21 protein-coding genes and 1 tRNA gene are annotated in these 20,446 nt (G+C 71.4%); 16 read left to right on the plus strand and 6 right to left on the minus strand.

The window, feature by feature from the left end:
- From cysS to LZ604_RS00015, 3 genes are all read left to right on the plus strand, one after another.
- Nucleotides 1–1,395 (plus strand): cysteine--tRNA ligase (gene cysS, locus LZ604_RS00005; protein WP_234510956.1); only part of this gene is annotated, 1,395 nt, incomplete at its 5' end.
- A 98-nt stretch (nucleotides 1,396–1,493) separates the two neighbouring features.
- Nucleotides 1,494–2,432 carry a 23S rRNA (guanosine(2251)-2'-O)-methyltransferase RlmB gene (gene rlmB, locus LZ604_RS00010; protein ID WP_234510958.1) on the plus strand — a complete coding sequence of 313 codons (939 nt, stop codon included), beginning with the start codon at nucleotides 1,494–1,496 and terminating at the stop codon, nucleotides 2,430–2,432.
- 162 nt (nucleotides 2,433–2,594) lie between these two features.
- Nucleotides 2,595–4,379: a DoxX family protein gene (locus tag LZ604_RS00015; protein ID WP_234510960.1), complete on the plus strand. Its 1,785-nt coding sequence runs from the start codon at nucleotides 2,595–2,597 to the stop codon at nucleotides 4,377–4,379.
- A gap of 191 nt (nucleotides 4,380–4,570) precedes the next feature.
- Here the strand turns inward: LZ604_RS00015 and LZ604_RS00020 are convergent, their stop codons facing one another.
- From LZ604_RS00020 to LZ604_RS00030, 3 genes are all read right to left on the minus strand, one after another.
- On the minus strand, nucleotides 4,571–5,302 hold the full coding sequence (locus tag LZ604_RS00020) for a nucleotidyltransferase family protein (protein ID WP_234510962.1): 732 nt from the start codon (nucleotides 5,300–5,302) through the stop codon (nucleotides 4,571–4,573).
- Between the two features lie 51 nt (nucleotides 5,303–5,353).
- Nucleotides 5,354–5,800, minus strand: coding sequence for a hypothetical protein (locus LZ604_RS00025; protein ID WP_234510964.1), 447 nt, complete (start codon nucleotides 5,798–5,800; stop codon nucleotides 5,354–5,356).
- A gap of 229 nt (nucleotides 5,801–6,029) precedes the next feature.
- A complete protein-coding gene (locus LZ604_RS00030; protein ID WP_234510966.1) occupies nucleotides 6,030–7,166 on the minus strand; it encodes an ABC transporter ATP-binding protein in 1,137 nt (378 codons plus the stop codon).
- A 227-nt stretch (nucleotides 7,167–7,393) separates the two neighbouring features.
- Between LZ604_RS00030 and LZ604_RS00035 the strand changes: the two genes are divergently transcribed.
- From LZ604_RS00035 to LZ604_RS00090, 12 genes are all read left to right on the plus strand, one after another.
- Nucleotides 7,394–7,467: transfer RNA gene (locus LZ604_RS00035), tRNA-Thr, on the plus strand.
- Nucleotides 7,468–7,766: 299 nt separating this feature from the next.
- Nucleotides 7,767–8,375 carry a DJ-1/PfpI family protein gene (locus LZ604_RS00040; RefSeq protein WP_234510968.1) on the plus strand — a complete coding sequence of 203 codons (609 nt, stop codon included), beginning with the start codon at nucleotides 7,767–7,769 and terminating at the stop codon, nucleotides 8,373–8,375.
- Nucleotides 8,376–8,725: 350 nt separating this feature from the next.
- Nucleotides 8,726–9,880 (plus strand): SchA/CurD-like domain-containing protein, encoded by a 1,155-nt coding sequence (locus LZ604_RS00045; protein ID WP_234510971.1) that lies wholly within the window; start codon nucleotides 8,726–8,728, stop codon nucleotides 9,878–9,880.
- Between the two features lie 65 nt (nucleotides 9,881–9,945).
- Nucleotides 9,946–10,398 (plus strand): cupin domain-containing protein, encoded by a 453-nt coding sequence (locus LZ604_RS00050; protein ID WP_234510973.1) that lies wholly within the window; start codon nucleotides 9,946–9,948, stop codon nucleotides 10,396–10,398.
- A complete protein-coding gene (locus tag LZ604_RS00055; RefSeq protein ID WP_234510975.1) occupies nucleotides 10,395–11,663 on the plus strand; it encodes a beta-ketoacyl-[acyl-carrier-protein] synthase family protein in 1,269 nt (422 codons plus the stop codon). The genes LZ604_RS00050 and LZ604_RS00055 overlap by 4 nt, the downstream gene beginning before the upstream one ends.
- On the plus strand, nucleotides 11,660–12,913 hold the full coding sequence (locus LZ604_RS00060; RefSeq protein WP_234510977.1) for a ketosynthase chain-length factor: 1,254 nt from the start codon (nucleotides 11,660–11,662) through the stop codon (nucleotides 12,911–12,913). Before LZ604_RS00055 ends, LZ604_RS00060 begins: the two co-directional genes overlap by 4 nt.
- A 30-nt stretch (nucleotides 12,914–12,943) precedes the next feature.
- Nucleotides 12,944–13,201, plus strand: coding sequence for an acyl carrier protein (locus tag LZ604_RS00065; protein ID WP_234510979.1), 258 nt, complete (start codon nucleotides 12,944–12,946; stop codon nucleotides 13,199–13,201).
- 1 nt (nucleotide 13,202) lies between these two features.
- Nucleotides 13,203–13,682 (plus strand): SRPBCC family protein, encoded by a 480-nt coding sequence (locus LZ604_RS00070; protein WP_234510981.1) that lies wholly within the window; start codon nucleotides 13,203–13,205, stop codon nucleotides 13,680–13,682.
- Nucleotides 13,683–13,702: 20 nt separating this feature from the next.
- Nucleotides 13,703–14,035 (plus strand): TcmI family type II polyketide cyclase, encoded by a 333-nt coding sequence (locus LZ604_RS00075; protein ID WP_234510983.1) that lies wholly within the window; start codon nucleotides 13,703–13,705, stop codon nucleotides 14,033–14,035.
- A gap of 321 nt (nucleotides 14,036–14,356) precedes the next feature.
- A complete protein-coding gene (locus LZ604_RS00080) occupies nucleotides 14,357–15,022 on the plus strand; it encodes a rhomboid-like protein (RefSeq protein ID WP_234510985.1) in 666 nt (221 codons plus the stop codon).
- A gap of 10 nt (nucleotides 15,023–15,032) precedes the next feature.
- Nucleotides 15,033–16,439, plus strand: coding sequence for an NAD(P)/FAD-dependent oxidoreductase (locus LZ604_RS00085; RefSeq protein WP_234510988.1), 1,407 nt, complete (start codon nucleotides 15,033–15,035; stop codon nucleotides 16,437–16,439).
- An 81-nt stretch (nucleotides 16,440–16,520) separates the two neighbouring features.
- Entirely contained in the window at nucleotides 16,521–16,994 is a 474-nt protein-coding gene (locus LZ604_RS00090; RefSeq protein WP_234510991.1) for a GNAT family N-acetyltransferase, read from the plus strand.
- A gap of 68 nt (nucleotides 16,995–17,062) precedes the next feature.
- Here the strand turns inward: LZ604_RS00090 and LZ604_RS00095 are convergent, their stop codons facing one another.
- Together LZ604_RS00095 and LZ604_RS00100 are read right to left on the minus strand one after the other, a co-directional pair.
- A complete protein-coding gene (locus LZ604_RS00095; protein ID WP_234510994.1) occupies nucleotides 17,063–17,737 on the minus strand; it encodes a pentapeptide repeat-containing protein in 675 nt (224 codons plus the stop codon).
- Nucleotides 17,738–17,824: 87 nt separating this feature from the next.
- The gene (locus tag LZ604_RS00100) at nucleotides 17,825–18,325 is read right to left on the minus strand and encodes a hypothetical protein (RefSeq protein ID WP_234510997.1); all 501 of its coding nucleotides are present in this window, start codon (nucleotides 18,323–18,325) and stop codon (nucleotides 17,825–17,827) included.
- Between the two features lie 64 nt (nucleotides 18,326–18,389).
- Here LZ604_RS00100 and LZ604_RS00105 point away from each other — a divergent pair, with 64 nt between their 5' ends.
- Complete coding sequence (locus LZ604_RS00105) at nucleotides 18,390–19,799, plus strand: M1 family metallopeptidase (RefSeq protein WP_234511000.1); 1,410 nt, start codon at nucleotides 18,390–18,392, stop codon at nucleotides 19,797–19,799.
- A 28-nt stretch (nucleotides 19,800–19,827) separates the two neighbouring features.
- On the opposite strand, the gene LZ604_RS00110 is transcribed toward LZ604_RS00105, so the two are convergent.
- Nucleotides 19,828–20,349 (minus strand): GNAT family N-acetyltransferase, encoded by a 522-nt coding sequence (locus LZ604_RS00110; protein ID WP_234511003.1) that lies wholly within the window; start codon nucleotides 20,347–20,349, stop codon nucleotides 19,828–19,830.
- Nucleotides 20,350–20,446 lie beyond the last annotated feature (97 nt).

Raw genomic sequence — 20,446 nt, forward strand, 5'->3', positions numbered from 1 at the left:
ATTCGCCTGTACGACACCAGCGCCCGGCAGATTCGTGACTTCGCCCCGCTCCGGCCGGGTTGTGTCTCGATCTACCTGTGTGGTGCGACCGTGCAGGCTCCGCCGCATATCGGGCATATCCGTTCGGGTCTGAACTTCGACATCATGCGGCGCTGGTTCGAGTACCGCGGCTATGCGGTCACGTTCGTGCGGAACGTGACGGACATCGACGACAAGATCATCGTCAAGTCGTCCGAGCAGGGCCGTCCTTGGTGGGCGATCGGGTACGAGAACGAGCGTGCCTTCGACGACGGGTACACCGCGCTCGGCTGCCTGCCGCCCAGCTATGAGCCGCGGGCCACCGGTCATGTGCCGGAGATGATCGAGATGATGCGTGGTCTGATCGAGCGTGGTCATGCCTACGCCGTCGAGGGCAACGTCTACTTCGATGTGCGTTCCTTCCCCGGCTATCTGGAGCTGTCCAACCAGGAGCTGGACAATCTGCGCCAGCCCGAGGGGGAGGGCGAGACCGGCAAGCGAGACGAGCGGGACTTCGCGCTGTGGAAGGCGGCCAAGCCGGGTGAGCCGTCATGGGAGACGCCGTGGGGCCGGGGGCGGCCGGGCTGGCATCTGGAGTGCTCGGCCATGGCCCACAAGTACCTGGGTTCGGCGTTCGACATCCACGGCGGCGGCCTGGATCTGATCTTCCCGCACCATGAGAACGAGATCGCGCAGGCCAAGGCCTTCGGGGACGAGTTCGCGCGGTACTGGGTGCACAATGCGTGGGTCACCATGAGCGGCGAGAAGATGTCCAAGTCGCTGGGCAACTCGGTGCTGGTGAGCGAGATGGTCAAGCGGTGGCGGCCGATCGTGCTGCGCTATTACCTGGGCACCCCGCACTACCGCTCGATGATCGAGTACAGCGAGGAGGCTCTGCTGGAGGCGGAGTCGGCGTTCGCGCGTATCGAGGGCTTTGTGCAGCGGGTGGTGGAGAAGGCCGGTGGTGTCGTGGAGCCGGCGGACCGGGTGCCGCCGGCCTTCGCGGAGGCGATGGACGACGATCTGGGGGTGCCGCAGGCGCTGGCCGTCGTGCACACCACGGTCCGGCAGGGCAACAGCGCGCTGGCGGCCGACGACAAGGAGGCGGCCGTGGCGCGGCTGGCCGAGGTGCGGGCCATGCTGGGTGTGCTGGGTCTGGACCCGCTGGATGCGCAGTGGGCCGGGGAAGGCGACCGCGGTGAGGATCTGCACGGTGTCGTCGACTCCCTGGTGGGGCTGGTGCTCCAGCAGCGCGAGGCGGCCCGGGCCCGTAAGGACTGGGCCACCGCGGACGCCATCCGCGACCAGCTGAACCAGTCGGGTCTGGTCATCGAGGACAGCCCCCAGGGCCCCCGCTGGACACTCGGCCCGCGCTGATCCCGCCCCGGCGACTCCTTGATCGATTGTGCCGCCCGGCCCTCCGGGCGGCACACTGCATAGACGTACGTACGAAGGCTTCAACAGACAGGTAGGTCATGGCCGCGAACAACCGCCGCATGTCCGGCAAGAAGGGCGCGCAGGTCGGCAGCGGCGGCAAGCGGCGCCGCGGCCTGGAGGGCAAGGGCCCGACTCCGCCCGCCGAGATGCGCAAGGGGCATGCCAAGCAGCGCGCCGCACAGACGAAGGCGCGCCGCGCACAGGGGCGCACGCAGCGCCGTCCGGGCGGCAAGGGGTCGTCCGAGCTGGTCGTCGGGCGCAACCCGGTCGTCGAGGCGCTCCGCGAGGGCGTCCCCGCGTCCACGCTGTACGTCCAGCAGTTCATCGACAACGACGAGCGCGTGCGCGAGGCGTTGCAGCTGGTGGCGGAGCGCGGCGGGATCAACCTCATGGAGGCCCCGCGTCCCGAGCTCGACCGCATGACGGGCGGGCTCAACCACCAGGGGCTGGTCCTCCAGGTCCCGCCGTACGAGTACGCGCATCCCGAGGACCTCGTCGACGCCGCGTTCGACGAGGGTGAGGACCCGCTGATCGTCGCCCTCGACGGAGTGACCGACCCGCGGAACCTGGGCGCCGTCGTGCGGTCCGTCTCGGCCTTCGGCGGGCACGGGGTCGTGGTGCCCGAACGGCGTGCGGCGGGGATGACCGCCGGTGCGTGGAAGACATCCGCCGGTGCGGCCGCCCGCACGCCTGTCGCGCGCGCCACCAATCTGACGCGCGCCCTGGAGGCGTACCGGAAGGCGGGCATCACCGTCGTCGGGCTGGCCGCGGACGGGGACGTCGAGCTCGGCGACCTCGAAGCCCTCGAGGGGCCGGTCGCGATCGTCGTCGGCAGCGAGGGCAAGGGCCTGTCGCGGCTGGTCGGCGAGACGTGCGACGTCCGGGTGCGGATTCCGATGCCGGGTGGCGCCGAGTCGCTCAACGCGGGTGTGGCCGCGGGGATCGTGCTGTACGAGGCGGCCCGCAGGCGCGCCTGACGCCGACGGCCGCCGGGCCTGAACGGGCACTTCCGTCAGGCCTGGACGGCTGTTCGCGCTCTCACCCGTACGGCGGAAACCGGTCGTACAGGACAAGCTTGACGGGGTCCGGACAGATCCGCGCGGTCAAGGCAGTGTCCTAACCACACGTCACTCGGTTAGATGAGTGTGGAGACCAGAACACGCCGCACACCCACGGGGGAGCGGTCGTCGGGATTCGACGACACCCCCGCGCTGAGCATGATGAAGGTGCCGAGCGACCCGGCGCAGGTCATCGTCAATCATGCGAGTTTCCGCGTGCAGTTGGGTGCGCCGGCGCGACGCGCCCAGTACCCGCGCGCCGCGCGGCAGGTGAGTGCCCCGCAGGACGTCGCGCACCTGCCCCGCATCGGTGCGGCGGGCGGCACCGGCGTCTCCCGCGCCGCCGCGGGCCGCCGCCGCCCCGTCGTCTGGAGCGGAAGGTCCGCGCCCGACGACACCGGGGCGCACCGGCTGTTGCAGGCGGTTCGGAGCCAGAGCGTGCACCACGGCGAGGAACCTGCCGGCGACGCCGGCGCGACACAGGTCATCTCGCGCCTCGGTGTGCAGGACCTGCCCGGGCCGCACGGCCACGACTCCGGCGCGACCCGGCTGCTGCCGCACATGCGCAGCGCGGGCAGCGCGTACGACGAACACCTCTACGGCGACACGCTCTACGGCCGACCGTCCCACGAGGAACCGCCCTACGGCGAACCGTCCCACGACGACCCCGCCTACCGCGAACCGTCCCACGACGACCCCGCCTACCGCGAACCGGCCTACGGCGAGCCCGGCCACGGTGAACTGCCTTATGGCGGCCCCCTGTTCAGGGACGAGATCGGGGCCGGCGAACCGGAGGAGCCGCGGGGCAGGCGGCACGGGGGCGCACCGGCCTCGTCCGCCGCGGCGGGGGTGCGGCACGCCTACTATCCGGGCCGCCGGATGAACCTCGGGGTGGTGCTGCTGCCGCTGCGCATCTTCCTGGGCTCCATCTCCGCCTACGCCGGCATGGGCAAGCTCTGTGACCCCGTCTACTTCGACGGCGGCAAGCGGGGCTCCATGGTGACCTGGCTCAGCACGCTCCACCCCTGGCAAGTCGCCGAGCCGCTGCGGCAGTTCGCGTTCCAGCACCCCGTCGGCACCGGGCTCGCCATCGCCTTCCTCCAGGTGATCGTGGGCGTGCTCACCGTCCTCGGTCTGTGGCAGCGGGTCGCGGCCGCGGTCGGCGCGCTGCTGTCGGCGGCGCTCATCGTCACCGTGAGCTGGCGGACCGTTCCCGCGTACGACGCGCCCGACATCATCTATCTCGCGGCCTGGTCGCCGCTGATCATCGCCGGGGCGCCGGTGTACTCCGTGGACGGCCGGCTCGCGGGCGGCGCGTGGCGCAGGCTCGGCCCTCGGGCGGACATCTGGGAGCTGCGGCGGTACGTGCTGCGCCGGGGCGCGCTGATGACGGTGCTCGTGGCCGGGGTGACCCTGCTCGTCGGGTCGCTGCTCGGGGGCGCGGTGCGGGACGCGGACCGGGTGGTCGTCCCCGGGCCCGGAGAGGCGCCCCGCAACGAGCTGCCGGGTTCCCCGCTGCCCGGGACGGACGGCGGGCGGCAGCACCGGTCGAGCCCCTCGGCCTCGCGGCCGTCGGCGACGCAGGGGGCGACCTCGTCGTCGCCGTCGAGCGCGGTCACCACGCCGGGTACGGCCGGGGCCACCGGCAGCGTCACCGGCGGCCAGCCGAGCCAGACCCAGGGCACCGCGGGCCATGCCCCGCGGCACTCGGCGCCGGGGCGGCAGGCCCCGAGCACCAGCGCGGGGCCGTCGTCCTCGGGCGGCAGCGGCACGGGCGGCCCGACGGGCGGGGCAGGCGGCGGCAGCGGCGGCGGAAGCGGCAGCTCCGGAGGCTCGGACCACCTGGTGGGCGGCCTTCTGGGCTGACCCCACCCGACCCCACTCACAGGGCCCCGCACATATGCCGTGCGGGGCCCTGTCGGCGATACGGGGCGGGGCGCCGCGGAAGCGATGACGGCCGCCGGGGACGGGGCTCGGTGGGGGCGTCGGCGTCCCCGTCGGCATGTGCCCGGTTCAGGGAAGGGGCTGCGCGCTGACTCGGTGGATCAGCCGGTGGGTCAGCGGTGCAGGGCTGCCAGTTCCTTGGCCGCCTCCGTGAGGTCCTTCGCCGTGTCGATGGCCCGCCAGTACGCGCCCTGCGGGAGGGGGAAGCCGGCCAGGCGGCGTTCCCGGGCCAGGCGGGGGAAGGTCGTGCGTTCGTGGTCGCCGCGCTCGGGGAGCATCTTGGCGAACTCGGCGGAGAACACGTAGACACCCGCGTTGATCTCGAACGTCGACGGCGGGGCCTCGATGAAGTCCGTGACGCGGCCGAAGCCGTCCGTCTTGACGGCGCCCCACGGGATGCGCGGGCGGGCCAGCGCGAGCGTGGCGACGGAGTCCCGCTCGGTGTGGAAGTCCGCCATGTCGCGCAGGGAGAACCGGGTCCAGATGTCGCCGTTCGTCGCGTACCACGGCTTGTCGGGGTGCGGCAGGTGCTCCGCGGCGTACCGCAGACCGCCGCCGCGGCCGAGCGGCTCCGCCTCGACGACCGTCGTGACACGCACGGGCAGGTCGGCGGAGTCCAGCCACCGTTGCAGAACGTCGGCGAGGTGGCCACAGGAGACCACGACGTCCGTGACACCCTCGTCGGCGAGCCACGCGAGCTGATGGCCGATGATCGGGGTCCCGGTGCCCGGGATCTCCACCATCGGCTTGGGCCGGTCATCGGTGTACGGACGCAACCGTGAGCCCTGGCCTCCGGCCAGGATGACGGCTTGAACGGGGCGCGAGGCGGCGTTCGGATCGGTCATGACCGAACTGTACGTCGCGCGCCCCGTCCGCTGTCCGGGCGGTCGGCGGCCTCAGCCTTGCTGCGTGGCCACGCCCGAGGCGAAGGACGTGTCGCAGACCGGGCGGGCGTAGGACTGGGCACGCGTGGGGCCGTACACACGGACGGCGGCGCGGCCCAGCGCGCGGGCGATGGACGCACAGTGCCTCGCCAGCGACGGGCGGCCGTTGACCGCCTGCTGGAGGTGGGTGAGCGCGACGCCCGGGTTCCTCTCCTGGAGCTCCAGCAGCAGCCTGTCGCGCAGCACGTCCTGCGGGGCGCGGGAGGAGGCGCGCGTGGAGACGTCTTCGGAGGACGCGGCGAGCACCGAGTTCGAGGATCCTCCCGACCAGTTCACGCGGGTGACCGCGAGGGTCCCGGACAGCACCAGGACGACGGGCAGGACGAGGGCCAGGGTGCGGCCGATCCGGTGGGCGGGGCCACGGCCACGCCGTGTCCGGGGAGTAGTGGTGTGCTTCACGCGAGTGAGAGTAGCGCGCGGTAGTGATTTGGCGACATTTGGTCACCGGTTCGAGGGAACGGGAAGGGACGATTTCCGGGTAAGGGTTGACGCCCGCGGTGGAATTGCCTCGTATGCCGGGATATTTGTCGACAGCGGAGAGGGCTGCCGGCGGCAAAGAGGGTCTACGCGGCGAGGGCCCCGCGGAATGCCGCGGGGCCCTCGCCGTCACTCCCGTGCGAAGGGTGCCTCAGTCGGAGAGGCGCTCGCCGGTCGAGGTCGAGAACACATGGGTCTCGCCCGGCCGCGGCACCACGTGCAGCTGGGCGCCCTTCTCCGGCACCTGGCGGCCGCCGACGCGGACCACCAGGTCCTTGGTCTCGCCGCCGACCTCGGCGGAGCCGTAGACGTAGCCGTCGGCACCGAGTTCCTCGACGACGTTCACGGAGATGGCGAGGCCGGCCGGGGCGTCCTCGGCGTCCTTGGACAGCGACGAGGCGGCGCCGCCGCCCAGCTCGACCACGTCGAAGTGCTCGGGGCGGACGCCCACGGTGACGGTGCGGTCACCCTTGTCGGAGGCGGCCTTGAGAGCGTCGCGGTTGACCGGCACGACACTGTTGCCGAACTTCACGCCGCCGTCCGTGATCGGGACCTCGACGAGGTTCATCGCGGGGGAGCCGATGAAGCCGGCGACGAAGAGGTTGGCCGGGCGGTCGTACATGTTCCGCGGCGAGTCCACCTGCTGGAGGATGCCGTCCTTCAGTACGGCCACGCGGTCGCCCATCGTCATGGCCTCGACCTGGTCGTGGGTGACGTACACGGTGGTGATGCCGAGACGGCGCTGGAGCGACGCGATCTGCGTACGGGTGGAGACGCGGAGCTTGGCGTCGAGGTTGGACAGCGGCTCGTCCATCAGGAAGACCTGCGGCTCGCGCACGATGGCGCGGCCCATGGCGACACGCTGACGCTGACCGCCGGAGAGCGCCTTGGGCTTGCGCTCCAGGTACTCGGTGAGGTCGAGGATCTTCGCGGCCTCCTCGACCTTCTTCCGGATCTCCGCCTTCGGCACGCCGGCGATCTTGAGCGCGAAGCCCATGTTGTCGGCGACCGTCATGTGCGGGTACAGCGCGTAGTTCTGGAACACCATGGCGATGTCCCGGTCCTTGGGCGGCAGATGCGTGACATCGCGGTCGCCGATGCGGATGGCGCCGGAGTTCACGTCCTCGAGCCCCGCCAGCATGCGGAGGGAGGTGGACTTGCCGCAGCCGGACGGGCCGACCAGGACGAGGAACTCCCCGTCCGCGATCTCGATGTCGAGCGCGTCGACGGCGGGCTTGTCGGAACCCGGATATACCCGGGTCGCCTTGTCGAACGAGACAGTGGCCATGGTGAAAGGGCCCCCTTCACCGGCAGGAACGTGCCGGACGATCCGTTGTAAAGGTGGTGTGCCACTACGGGGGTTCCGTTGTGGTGTAGTCCACGTGGGTGAACTGGCTCAGGACGGTACCTGGCCTTCACCTGCTCTGTCAGCACCCGGGGGACTGTGAACTTCGCGGAAATTTTCGACGGTGCGGGCCCGGGACCTGGGTACACTGCACGGGCGCGCATACGCACGCCTCCTTAGCTCAGCTGGTCAGAGCGCCGCTCTTGTAAAGCGAAGGTCGTCGGTTCGAATCCGACAGGGGGCTCTCACGCTGAACAGCGCAAACGCCCCGGCCGATGATCGGTCCGGGGCGTTCGGCGTCTACGGGTGACATCGACCGGGACGGTCACACCGCCGCGAGCGGGGGACCCTGCTGCCGCTCGCCCAGTCCGGCCGTCGGGCCGTTGGCTGATGGCCCCGCGCTGTGTGCCCGATGTCACGTGGGTTCCCGGGTCAATCCATGGCCGGTGCACCAGACGATGGGAACCAGGCGATCGCGGGCGAGTCGCAGCTCGGAGATCCGCGTGTCCGCGCCTCACCCGATACGGAGCCGAAGGAGTGGTGATGCAGGTAGCCGTGGTCACCTTCGACGGGTTCAACGAGCTCGACAGCTTCATCGCCTCCGCACTGATCAACCGATGCCGTAATGCCGGCCTGGAAGCCTTCATCACGACGCCCACGCCGGTGATCACGTCGATGAACGGCGTCGAGGTGACCGGGCAGCGCCCGATGGAGTTCGTGACCGAAGCCGGGGTCGTGCTCATCGGCAGTGGCGTGAAGACGCGCGACGTGGTGGCCGACGACCGGCTGATCTCCAGACTGCGGCTCGACCCTTCGCGACAGCTGATCGGTGCACAGTGCTCCGGCGCGCTCGTGCTCGCCCGGCTGGGGCTGCTGGACGGCATGCCGGCGTGCACGGACATGAAGAGCCGGCCCTACGTCGAGGCCTGCGACGTCACCGTGCTGGACGCGCCGTTCCACGCCGAGGGGAACATCGCCACGGCGGGCGGTTGCCTGGCGTCCCAGTATCTCGCCACCTGGGTGATCAGCCGGGCGCTCGGGGAGGACGCCGCGCGCGACGTCATCGGCTACGCGGCCCCGGTCGGCGAGAAGCAGGAGACCGTCGAGCGCGCCCTGCGTGCCGTCGACGCCGGCGAGCTTTCCCTGCGCTGACGCCCCGCGATCCGCTCTTCGGGCCGCCCGCAGTCATGCCGGCGGCTCTTTCGCCCACGCTCCCGTAGCTGCGCATCCGGGGTCCCCGGCCGCTCCCGGCAGGAACCCGGGGAGGTGTGCTCCACGGTGCGGCCGAGTTGCGCTGCGCCGCCCCCCGAGCCGGGCCGCATCCCCTTCGGGGCAACGTGCCGGAACAGCCATCCGTGTGCGCTCGCGGGCCCCACTCACCCACGTGGTTCATACGAGTCGCGCACTCTCGGGCACCGGCACAAGATCGAGGAACGCTGACGTTGCGTCACGCTCCGTCGGCGTGCCCCTCTGCCTCCCCCGAGCAAGGAGATGTGCGCAGGATGACCACAACGTCTGAGCGTGTGTCAGGGCCGGTGACACAACAGGTGCCGAAACGTGTCTCCCAGTCCGTCTTCGACGGCTCCAGCCTCCGGGTCGTTCTGCTGGTGGACGTCCACGACGGAGCCCAGCAGGAGTTCCTGGAAGCGTACGAGCACCTGTGCAGCCAGGTAGCGTCCGTTCCCGGGCATGTGAGCGACCAGCTCTGCCAGTCGATCGAGAACCCCTCCCAGTGGCTCATCACCAGCGAGTGGGAGAGCGCCCCGCCGTTCCTCGCCTGGGTGAACAGCGAGGAGCACGTGGAGATGGTGCGGCCGCTGCGCAACTCTGTCCGGGACACCCGGTCGCTGCGCTTCCACGTCGTCCGCGAGACCGGCGTCACGACGCCGGCCCAGTCCGGTACGCGTCGTCTCCAGTCGGCGCCCCGGATCGGTGACGGCAGGATCCGTCACGCGCTCACCTTCACGGTGAAGCCCGGCAGCGAGCAGGCCGTCGCCAGGATCCTCGCCGACTACGCCCCGCCCGAGGCGCGGGTCGACGACACCACACGGCTGTGCCGGACCTCGCTGTTCATGCACGGCAACCGGGTCGTACGGGCCGTCGAGGTCGAGGGAGACCTGTCCGCGGCGCTGCGCCATGTCGCACGGCAGCCCCAGGTGCGGGCCGTCGAGGAGGCCATCAACCCGTATCTGGAGCAGGAGCGGGACCTGAACGACCCGGAGGCCGCGCGGCTCTTCTTCTTCACGGCCGCCGTGCCCGCCGTCCACCATGTGACGACGGACGGCGAGTGCCCGGAGGCGGTGCGGCACGCGCTGTACTACCCGGCCCGGCCGGGGCGCGGGATGGAGCTGGCCCGGCTGCTCGCGGAGCAGGCCGAAGCCGCGGCGAAGGACCCGCACTGCCCGGTCGTCCGCAGCACGATCTTCCAGCGCGACGACATCGTGATGCGGCTGGTCGACGTGCAAAGCGGCCCCGGCGGCGACCCGGCCCACTCCCTCGGCCGCGCGGACTCCGCACAGGCGGCCAAGTTGATGTCCCTCCTCGACGCCGAAGCCCTCGGTGCGGACGGGCCGACGCTGGAGAGCGGCGACGCGGGGCGCTTGTTCAAGCTCGCCCACATGGAACTCGTCACGGACCGCCGGTCGGCCCACGCCTGACCGCCACTCGCGGGCCGCAGCGGCCTCGCCCCCCTGTCGATGCAGCACACCACTGGAGGAACGTCGTGATCAAACCCCGGCCCAGGATCGTGAATCTTCACGAGACTCAGCCCAACACCAAGCGCGGAGGCGATCTGCGCGCCATGCTCACCCCGGCCACGGTCGGCTCCACCAGCGGATTCATGGGCGTGGCCATCGTGCAGCCCGGCGACCGCATCGGCGAGCACTACCACCCGTACTCCGAGGAGTTCGTCTACGTCATCTGCGGACGGCTGGAGGTCGACCTCGACGGCGAGGCACAGCCGCTGCAGCCGGAGCAGGGGCTGCTGATCCCCGCCTATATGCGGCACCGCTTCCGCAACGTCGGCGACACGGAGGCCCGGATCGTCTTCCATCTGGGTCCGCTGGCCCCGCGCCCGCAGCTCGGCCACGTCGACACCGAGGAGACCGACGCCGTCGCGGTCGCGGCAGAGGCAGCCGGGACGGGCGGTGCCCGGCCGGCCGAGGTCCGTTCATGACCCGGCGCGTGGTGGTCACCGGCATAGGCGTGGTCGCACCGGGCGGGATCGGCGTACCGGCGTTCTGGGACCTGCTCGTGGCCGGCCGTACCGCGACGCGGGGCATCACCTTCTTCGACCCGTCCAGCCTGCGCTCGCGGATTGCCGCCGAGTGCGACTTCGACCCGGTGGCCCATGGGCTGGACACGGAGCAGATCGCGCGCTGCGACCGGTACATCCAGTTCGCGCTGGTCGCCGGGGAGGAGGCGGTGCGTGACGCCGGTCTCGACACGGAGCGGGAGAACCCCTGGCGGATGGGGGTCTCCCTGGGCACCGCGGTCGGCGGCACGACCCGGCTGGAGCACGACTACGTCCTGGTCAGCAACCACGGGGAGCGCTGGGACGTGGACCACCGGCGGGCGGAGCCGCATCTGCACCGGGCGTTCTCGCCGAGCACCCTCGCCTCGACGGTGGCGGAGCGCTTCGGGGCCCGGGGGCCGGTGCAGACCGTGTCCACGGGCTGCACCTCCGGGCTCGACGCGGTCGGATACGCCCTGCACACCGTGGAGGAGGGCCGGGCCGATGTGTGCCTGGCGGGCGCCTCGGACTCGCCGATCTCCCCGATCACCATGGCGTGCTTCGACGCGATCAAGGCGACGTCTCCGAACAACGACGACCCCGCGCATGCCTCTCGTCCCTTCGACAACAACCGTGACGGGTTCGTCATGGGCGAGGGCGGGGCGGTGCTCGTCCTGGAGGAGCTGGAGCACGCGCGGGCCCGCGGCGCGCGCGTGTACTGCGAGCTCAGCGGCTACGCCACCTTCGGAAACGCCTACCACATGACGGGTCTCACCAGCGAGGGTCTGGAGATGGCCCGGGCGATCGACGAGGCGCTGGACCACGCGCGGCTCGACGGCTCGGCGATCGGATACGTCAACGCGCACGGCTCGGGCACCCGGCAGAACGACCGCCACGAGACCGCGGCGGTGAAGAGGGCCTTGGGGCACCACGCCTACGACACGCCCATGAGCTCCATCAAGTCGATGGTGGGGCACTCCCTCGGGGCGATCGGGGCAATCGAGGTGGTGGCCTGCGTGCTGGCCCTGGACCGCCAGGTCGTACCGCCCACCGCGAACTACGAGACACCGGACCCCGAGTGCGACCTGGACTATGTGCCGCGCGTCGCCCGTGAGCGGAGGCTGAACAACGTGCTCTCCGTCGGCAGTGGGTTCGGTGGGTTCCAGTCCGCGGTGGTGCTGACCCGGCCAAGGGAGAGGACACCATGAGCGCACCGCACGTCAGGCGTGCCGGCGTCACCGGAATCGGCGTCGTCGCGCCCAACGGAACGAGCACCGACACCTTCTGGAAGGCCACCCAGGCGGGTGTCAGCGTCCTGGACCGGGTCACCCGCGAGGGATGCGAGCACCTGCCGATGCGGGTGGCGGGCGAGGTCCGTTCCTTCGAGCCGGCGGCGGCGATCGAGGAGCGCCTCCTCGTCCAGACCGACCGGTTCTCGCATTTCGCGATGGCCGCGGCCGACCTGGCGCTGCAGGACGCCCGGCTCGGTCAGTCCGACCTCGGCGGCTCGCCGTTCGCCGCCGGGGTGGTCACCGCGGCCGGGTCCGGAGGCGGCGAGTTCGGACAGCGGGAGTTGCAGCGGCTGTGGGGAAAAGGCAGCCGCTTCGTGGGCCCGTACCAGTCCATCGCCTGGTTCTACGCCGCCAGTACCGGCCAGATCTCCATCCGTCGCGGGTTCAAGGGTCCCTGCTCGGTCGTGGCCGCCGACGAGGCCGGCGGCCTCGATGCCCTCGCGCACGCCGCGCGGACCGTGGGGCGCGGCACCGACGTGATGGTGGCCGGTTCGACCGAGGCGCCGCTGGCTCCCTACTCGGGGGTCTGCCAGCTCGGGTACGAGGAGCTGAGCACCGCCGAGGACCCGGTCCGGGCCTACCGTCCGTTCACCGCCGACGCCTGCGGGTTCGTGCCCGCGGAAGGCGGCGCGATGCTCGTCGTGGAGGAGGTGGGCTCGGCTCGTGAGCGGGGCGTGCCCGTGCGTGCCGTCCTTGCGGGTCACGCGGCCACGTTCACCGGCGCCTCCCGCTGGGAGGAGTCCCGGGAGGGGCTCGTCCACGCGATCCGCGGCGCCCTGGGCGAGGCCCGCTGTGCTCCTGAGGAGATCGACGTGGTGTTCGCCGACGCTCTCGGGGTGCCGGCGGCGGACCGTGCCGAGGCGCTGGCTATCGCCGACGTCTTCGGCGCGCACGGCAGGCGCGTGCCCGTCACGGCGCCGAAGACGGGTGTCGGCCGCGGCTACTGCGCGGCGCCCGTGCTGGACACCGCCGCGGCGGTGTTCGCGATGGAGCACGGCCTGATCCCGCCCACGCCCAATGTTTTCGACATCTGCCATGACCTCGACCTGGTGACCGTCCGCGCCCGTGCCGCCGAGCTGCGCACGGTGCTGGTTCTCAGCCGGGGGCTCATGGGCTCGAACTCGGCGCTCGTGCTGCGGCACGGCGCCGGCGACGCCTCTTGGTGAGGCCGTCCCGCAGCAAAGGAGAGGAACCGCATGAGTGACCGAATCACCGTGGAAGAACTGGCCGAACTGATGAAGACGGCCGCCGGGGTCACCGTGGCCCCGCAGGACCTCGAGCAGCGCTACGACTCGGGTTTCGACGCCTTCGGCATCGACTCGCTCGGCCTGCTCGGCATCGTCGGGGAGCTGGAGAACCGGCACGGCACGCCGATGCCGCCCGACGCGGAACGCTGCAAGACCCCGCGGCAGTTCCTCGATCTCGTCAACACCACCCTCATGGCTGGAGCCTGACATGGCCGGACACACCGAGAACGCCATCACCATCGCCGCCCCGCTGGACCTGGTCTGGGACATGACCAACGACCTGGAGAACTGGCCGCGGCTGTTCAGCGAGTACGCGTCCTGTGAGGTCCTGTCGCGTGAGGGGAACCGGACGACCTTCCGGCTGACCATGCACCCCGACGAGAACGGCACGGTGTGGAGCTGGGTCTCGGAGCGGGAGACGGACCGCCCCGGACTCACCGTCCGGGCCCGCCGCGTCGAGCCGGGCCCCTTCGCGTACATGAACATCCGGTGGCGGTACGAGGAGGTGCCCGAAGGCACCCGGATGGAGTGGACGCAGGACTTCGAGATGAAGCCGGACGCGCCCGTCGACGACGCCTGGATGACCGACAACATCAACCGCAACTCCAAGGTGCAGATGGCCCTGATCCGGGACCGGATCGAGCAGGTCGCCGCCGAGCACCGGACCGCACCGGCCCTCACCGACTGAGCCGGACGGAGGACAGCCCGATGCACCAAGCCCTGATCGTCGCCCGGATGACCCCGGGGTCCGCCCCGGACATCGCCAAGGTGTTCGAGGAGTCCGACCGGGGAGAGCTGCCGCATCTCGTCGGGGTCGCCCGGCGCAGCCTCTTCCAGTTCGGCGATGTGTACCTGCATCTCATCGAGTCCGAGCGGGATCCCGCCCCCGCCGTCGCCAAGGTGGCCGGGCACCCGGAGTTCCGGGACATCAGCGAGCGGCTCTCCGCGTACGTCAGTGCCTACGACCCCGCGACCTGGCGCTCGCCGAAGGACGCGATGGCGCAGCGCTTCTACCTCTGGGAGCGTGATGTCACCGCCTGAACCGCCCATACGGCCACCGGTCGCCGGGCTCGCGCGACGGACGCGGACCCGGCGACCGGTTTGTGCGGGCGGCCGAGCGGTGGCGGTCCCGCCGGTGTGAGCGGTGACGGCTCCACACGCCCGGCGCGGAGCGCGGGCTCCACCGCGGCCCGCCATGACCCCGTGTGGCGGATGGAGAGCCGGATCGTCCATCCGGTGGCGTGTCACCTTGAACTCGCGTACGACGACGGGTTTTCGCGGGCCGTCCGCGGCACCGTCACCGCAGGTCGTTCCCCCGGCTCGCCGGGCACGCCGATCGCGTAGCCGCCCATACTTACCTCTGTGGACCCGGTGATACGGCTGAGGCGTGGATTCGCGGCGGCGGCGGCGTACGTCCGCAGCGCCCCCGGGACCTATATCTGGCTGGCGGTCCTGTTCGTCACCACCGTCGCCCTGCACCACATGCCGCCGAAGTTCGAGGAGAGCTTTCTGCGGCAGCGCTCCACCAACCTCCACGCGCTGTCGTCCAATCCCGTCCGGGCGTTCATCACCAGCGCGATGTGGATCGACGGCGGCCACTGGCTTCCGTACGCCGTGCTCTACACCGTCTTCCACGCGCAGGCGGAGCGCTGGCTGGGGACCGCGCGCTGGCTCGCGGTGTGCGCCGCCGCACACATCCTGGCCACCCTGGCCAGCGAGGGAGCGCTGCTCCAGGCGATACACCGGGGCGTCGCCCCGCTGTCCGCCGCCGACACCCTGGACATAGGGGTCAGCTACGCACTGGCCGGGGTCGTCGCGGTGCTCACCTACCGGATCGCGGCGCCCTGGCGTTACGCGTATCTGGCGGTCGTCCTCCTCGTGTACGCCATTCCTCTCGCCCTCGCCCCCACCTTCACCGATTTCGGGCATTTCATATCGGTGCTGATCGGTCTCGGCTGCTACCCGCTCACCCGGGACCGCGGAAAAGCATGGAATCCGAAGGAGACACTGGCCACCCTCAGGGGTTAACGTCCCGCGCATGAACAGCGCAGCGAGCGGTGCCGTCAACGGCGGCATCTCCTTCTGGTACGCCGACGACGGCCTCCCCGCCCCGCGGGAGCCCCTGGCCGGGGACGCGTCCGCCGACGTGGTGATCGTGGGCGGCGGCTACACAGGTCTGTGGACCGCCTACTACCTCAAGAAGGCCGCACCCTTCCTGCGCATCACCGTGCTGGAGCAGAAGTTCTGCGGCTACGGCGCCTCCGGCCGCAACGGCGGCTGGCTCTACAACGGCATCGCGGGCCGTGACCGGTACGCGCGACTGCACGGTCACGACGCCGCCGTACGCCTGCAGACGGCGATGAACGAGACGGTCGCGGAGGTCGTCCGGGTCGCCGAGGAGGAGGGCATCGACGCGGATGTGCGCGTCGGCGGTGTCCTGGAGGTGGCCTACACACCTGCCCAGCTCGCCCGCCTGAAGGCGTTCCACGAGCAGGAACTGTCCTACGGCGAGAAGGACCGCGAGCTGTACGGCGCCCGGGAGACCGCCGAGCGGATCAGGGTCGCGCACGCGGTCGGCTCGACCTGGACCCCGCACGGGGCGCGGCTGCACCCGGTGAAGCTGGTCAAGGGCCTCGCGGCGGCCGTGGAGGCGCTCGGTGTGACGATCCACGAGGGCACACCGGTCACCGAGATCCGTCCCAAGCACGCGGTGACGCCCTACGGAACGGTCCGCGCGCCCTACGTCCTGCGCTGCACGGAGGGCTTCACGGCCTCGCTGAAGGGGCAGCGGCGCACCTGGCTCCCCATGAACTCCTCCATGATCGCGACCGAGCCGCTGACCGACGCGCAGTGGGCCGGGATCGGCTGGGAGGGGTGCGAGACGCTGGGCGACATGGCGCACGCGTACATGTACGCGCAGCGCACCGCCGACGGGCGGATCGCGCTCGGCGGCCGTGGCGTGCCCTACCGCTTCGGCTCCCGCACGGACAACGACGGCCGCACGCAGGCCGCCACCGTCGAGGCGCTGCACGAGATCCTGGTCCGCTTCTTCCCGTCGCTGGCCGGGGTGAAGGTCGCCCACGCCTGGTCGGGTGTGCTCGGCGTGCCGCGCGACTGGTGTGCGACGGTCACTCTGGACCGCGCGACGGGGCTCGGCTGGGCGGGCGGTTATGTCGGCTCGGGCGTCGCCACCGCCAACCTGGCCGCACGTACTCTCCGTGACCTCGTCCAGCAGGACTCGGGCCAGGGCGGTGGGACGGAGCTGACCACGCTGCCCTGGGTGAACCACCGGGTGCGCAAGTGGGAGCCTGAGCCGCTGCGCTGGCTCGGCGTGCACGGCATGTACACCACCTACCGCACCGCGGACCGGCGTGAACTCACCGCGCCCGGCGCCCAGTCGTCGAGGCTGGCACGGATCGCGGACCGGGTGGCCGGACGGCACTGACCCACCCCTTGCCCGCTGTGATCGTCTCGGTGTGCGGGCACGGGGCCTGCCGGGCCCCGCTCTCCGTGTGACACTGCGGGCATGATCCGCACCGCGACCCCCGATGACATCCCCGTCGTCCATGCCCTGATCCGCGAGCTGGCCGAGTACGAGAAGGCGCCCGAGGAGGCACGGGCGACCCAGGAACAGCTGAGCGAGGCGCTCTTCGGAGAGCGCCCGGCGGCGTTCGCGCACGTCGCCGAGGAGGACGGCGAGGTCGTCGGCTTCGCCCTGTGGTTCCTGAACTTCTCCACCTGGCGCGGCGTGCACGGTATCCACCTGGAGGACCTGTACGTCCGCCCGGAGGCCCGCGGCGGTGGCCACGGCAAGGCGCTTCTGACGGAACTGGCCCGGATCTGCGTGGCCCGCGGCTATGAGCGCCTGGAGTGGTCGGTCCTGAACTGGAACCACCCCGCGATCGACTTCTACGAGGCGCTGGGTGCCCGCCCGCAGGACGAGTGGACGGTGTACCGCCTGACGGACGGGGCGCTGGCCGAGCTGGGACGGCGCGGGTAGACCGCGGGTGGAACACGGTGGACAAGGGGTCCCCGGGCCGCGAAAGCCGCACCCGGGCTCCCGTCGGCTCAGCCGGCCTCCGCCACCCTTATGCCCAGCTCCGCCGCCAGCACGGGCGCCAGGTCCAGAAGCTGGGCGTGGCTGATCACCGCGCCCGAGAGACGGTCCACGCCACGGGTGATGTCCAGCTCCGCCGCGCGGCGCAGATCCACGTCCGCCAGAGTCGCCCCCGTGAGGTCCGCCCCCTTCAGGACGCAGTCCACGAACTCGACCCGCTCCAGCCGGGCGCCCCCGAAGTCCGGCTCGACCAGGACACAGCCCTCGAAGACGACGTCCGTGAGCCGCGCCTTGCGCAGATTCGGATAGTCGATCTTCCCACCGCGCACCAGCACCCGCTCCAGCACCGCACCGTGCAGCTGCACCCCGCCGAGCCGGGCGTCCATCAGCTCCACGTCGCGCAGGTTCGCCTCGGCGAGGTCCGTGCCCACGCCCCGTATTCCGGTGAGGACGGAGTCCACCACGCGGGCGTGGTGCAACTCCGTCTCGTCCAGCGCGCACCCCGTCAGCGCACAGTCCAGGAAGCGGGCGCCCCCGCCCTCCTGGCCGGCGAGGTCCACGTCCCGGAACTCCAGCCCGTCGTAGTCCCCGTCCGGCGTCAACTCCCCGTCCGTGAACACCACCAGCTCCGGCAGCCGCACCTCCGGCCGCCGTGCCGACTTCACCACCCGATCGCTGCGCACCATGCCCCCATGCTGCACCCCGCCACTGACAATCCCCCCGGCCTGCGACGACACCCCCGACGTTTCCTTCCCTCTCGTCGCCCCGCCCGCTCAGCCGACGCGGGGGAAGCGGGCCTGGAGGGTCCAGATCGCCGGGTTGTCCGCGAGGTCCTCGTGGAGGTCGGTGAGGTCGGCGACGAGGTCGTGCAGGAAGTCCCGTGCCTCGCGGCGCAGTTCGGAGTGGGAGAAGGTCAGCGGGGGCTCGGCCGCGGGCAGCCACTCCGCGTCGATGTCCACCCAGCCGAAGCGGCGCTCGAAGAGCAGGCGGTCGGTGGACTCGGTGAAGTCCAGTTCCGCGCGCTGCGGCCGGGCAGCGCGGCTGCCGAGAGGGTCCCGGTCGAGCAGCTCGACGATGTCGCACAGCGCCCACGCGAAGTCGAGCACGGGCACCCATCCCCAGGCTGTGGACAGCTCCCGGTCCGCCCCGGTGTCGGCGAGGTAGACGTCACCGCAGAACAGGTCGTGCCGCAAGGCGTGGACGTCCGCGCGGCGGTAGTCGGTCTGCGGGGGGTCGGGGAAGCGGTTGGAGAGGGCGTAACCGATGTCGAGCACGGGGCGATGGTGTCACGCCGCGCCAGGCTCCGCCGTCGCGGGCCGCCCCCGTAGGATCGCGTACGTGTCCCGGTACATACGCCCCATACGCCCTTTCCCTGCCCTGTTGCTGGCCGTTGCGCTCACGGCGTGCGGGAGCGGTGTGCACGGCGACCCGGGCGGCCCGGGGCTGGGCGACCCCTACTTCCCGCGCTCGGGCAACGGCGGGTACGACGTCACGCACTACGCTCTGACCCTCGACTACGACCCGGCGCACCACCACCTCACCGGCACGGCGGTGATCACCGCCCGCGCCACCGAGGACCTCTCCGCCTTCGACCTCGACCTTCGGGGGCTGCACGTCGACGGTGTCACGGTCGAGGGCCAGGGCGCCCACTGGAACCGCGCCGGCCAGGAGCTGACCGTGCGCCCGCGCACCGACCTCGACCGGGGCGAGACGTTCCGCACGACGGTCCGTTACTCGGGCACACCCGAGACGATCACCGACCCGGACGGCTCGAAGGAGGGCTGGCTCAGGACCGCCGACGGCGCGCTGGCGCTCGGCGAGCCGGCGGGCTCGATGGCGTGGTTCCCCGGCAACCACCACCCGTCCGACAAGGCGACGTACGACATCGCGGTCACGGTCCCCGAAGGTCTCCAGGCCGTTTCCAACGGCGAACCGACGGGCCGGACGACGGAGCACGGCCGCACCACCTACGCCTGGCACACCGACCAGCCGATGGCGAGCTATGTCGCCTTGGTGGCGATCGGCCACTACGACATCACCCGCTCAGTCCTGAAGAACGGTCTGCCCGCGTATGTCGCCGTCGACCGGGCGCAGACCGAGGCGAGCCGCAAGGCGGTGGCGCAGGTCCCGGAGATCATGGAGTGGGAGGAGGACAACTTCGGCCCGTACCCCTTCTCCTCCACCGGCGCGGTCGTCGGCCGCGCGGGTGCCTCGGGTTACGCCCTGGAGACGCAGACCCGCCCGGTCTTCCCCGGCGCGCCCGACACCGACACCCTCGTCCACGAACTCGCCCACCAGTGGTACGGCGACTCCGTCACCCCGGAGAGCTGGCGCGACATGTGGCTCAACGAGGGGTTCGCCACGTACGCGGAGTGGCTGTGGCGCGAGGACCACGGCGGCGACACGGCCCAGCAGACCTTCGACGCGCTCTACCAGGGCGACTACTACGACGACCCGGAGGAGAACAAGGCGATCTGGGCGTTCCCGCCCGCGAAGCCGACGAGCGCCGCGCAAGTCTCGGACAGCCCCGTCTACGAAAGGGGCGCGATGGTCCTGCAGAAGATCCGGCAGACGGTCGGCGACGACACCTTCTACGACATCATCCAGGGATGGGCGGCCGCCCACCGCCACGGCAACGCGTCCACGGCCGACTTCACGGCGTACGTGGAGAAGAAGGCCCCGCACAAGGACTTCGGTCCCCTCTGGCGGGACTGGCTGTACGGGGAGGGAAAGCCGGAGCGGCCATAGGCCCTGTCGTCAACGCGGCCGCTGTGGCTCACGAGGGCGGCAGCGGCTTGCGAAGCACGGCGCAGGGGCGGGCCAGTCGGCGGTCCCGGCGGTGGTCGATGGTCTCGTAGCCGAGCGACGCCCAGAAGGCGAGGCCCCGGGCGTTGTCGTCCAGGACCGCGAGGCGTACGGCGGTCCGGCCCGCGGCGCGCAGCCGGTCCTCGACCCGGGAGACGATCCGCCGGCCGTACCCCTGCCGCTCCAGGGCCGCGTCCACCATCAGCAGCCCGATCCACGGGTCCGGGTCGGCGGGGTCGGGATGGCGGGCGAGGGTGATGACGATGCCCACCAGGCGCCCCTGACCGCGGGCGAGCAGGACCTCCACGTCCGGGTTCGCCAGCTCGTCGGCCAGCGCGGCCGCCACCTGTTCCGGACGGATGTCGTCCGGGTCCGGGAAGTCGCCGCTGAGGGCGTGGAAGTCGCGCTGGGAGGCGTACAGCGCGGTGAGTTCGGTGAGCAGCGGGGCCGGGATGTCGTGGTCGGCGGAGAGCCGGAGAGGCTGGAGGATCACGAACGCCAACGTATCCCTCACGGGCGCCCTGGGATCCGGGGAAGGACCGGAGCCCCCCGCCGCGGCGTTCCGCGGCCGGAGGGCTCCCGTGAGGCGT

Source organism: Streptomyces glomeratus, assembly GCF_021462825.1.
Lineage (GTDB): Bacteria > Actinomycetota > Actinomycetes > Streptomycetales > Streptomycetaceae > Streptomyces > Streptomyces glomeratus.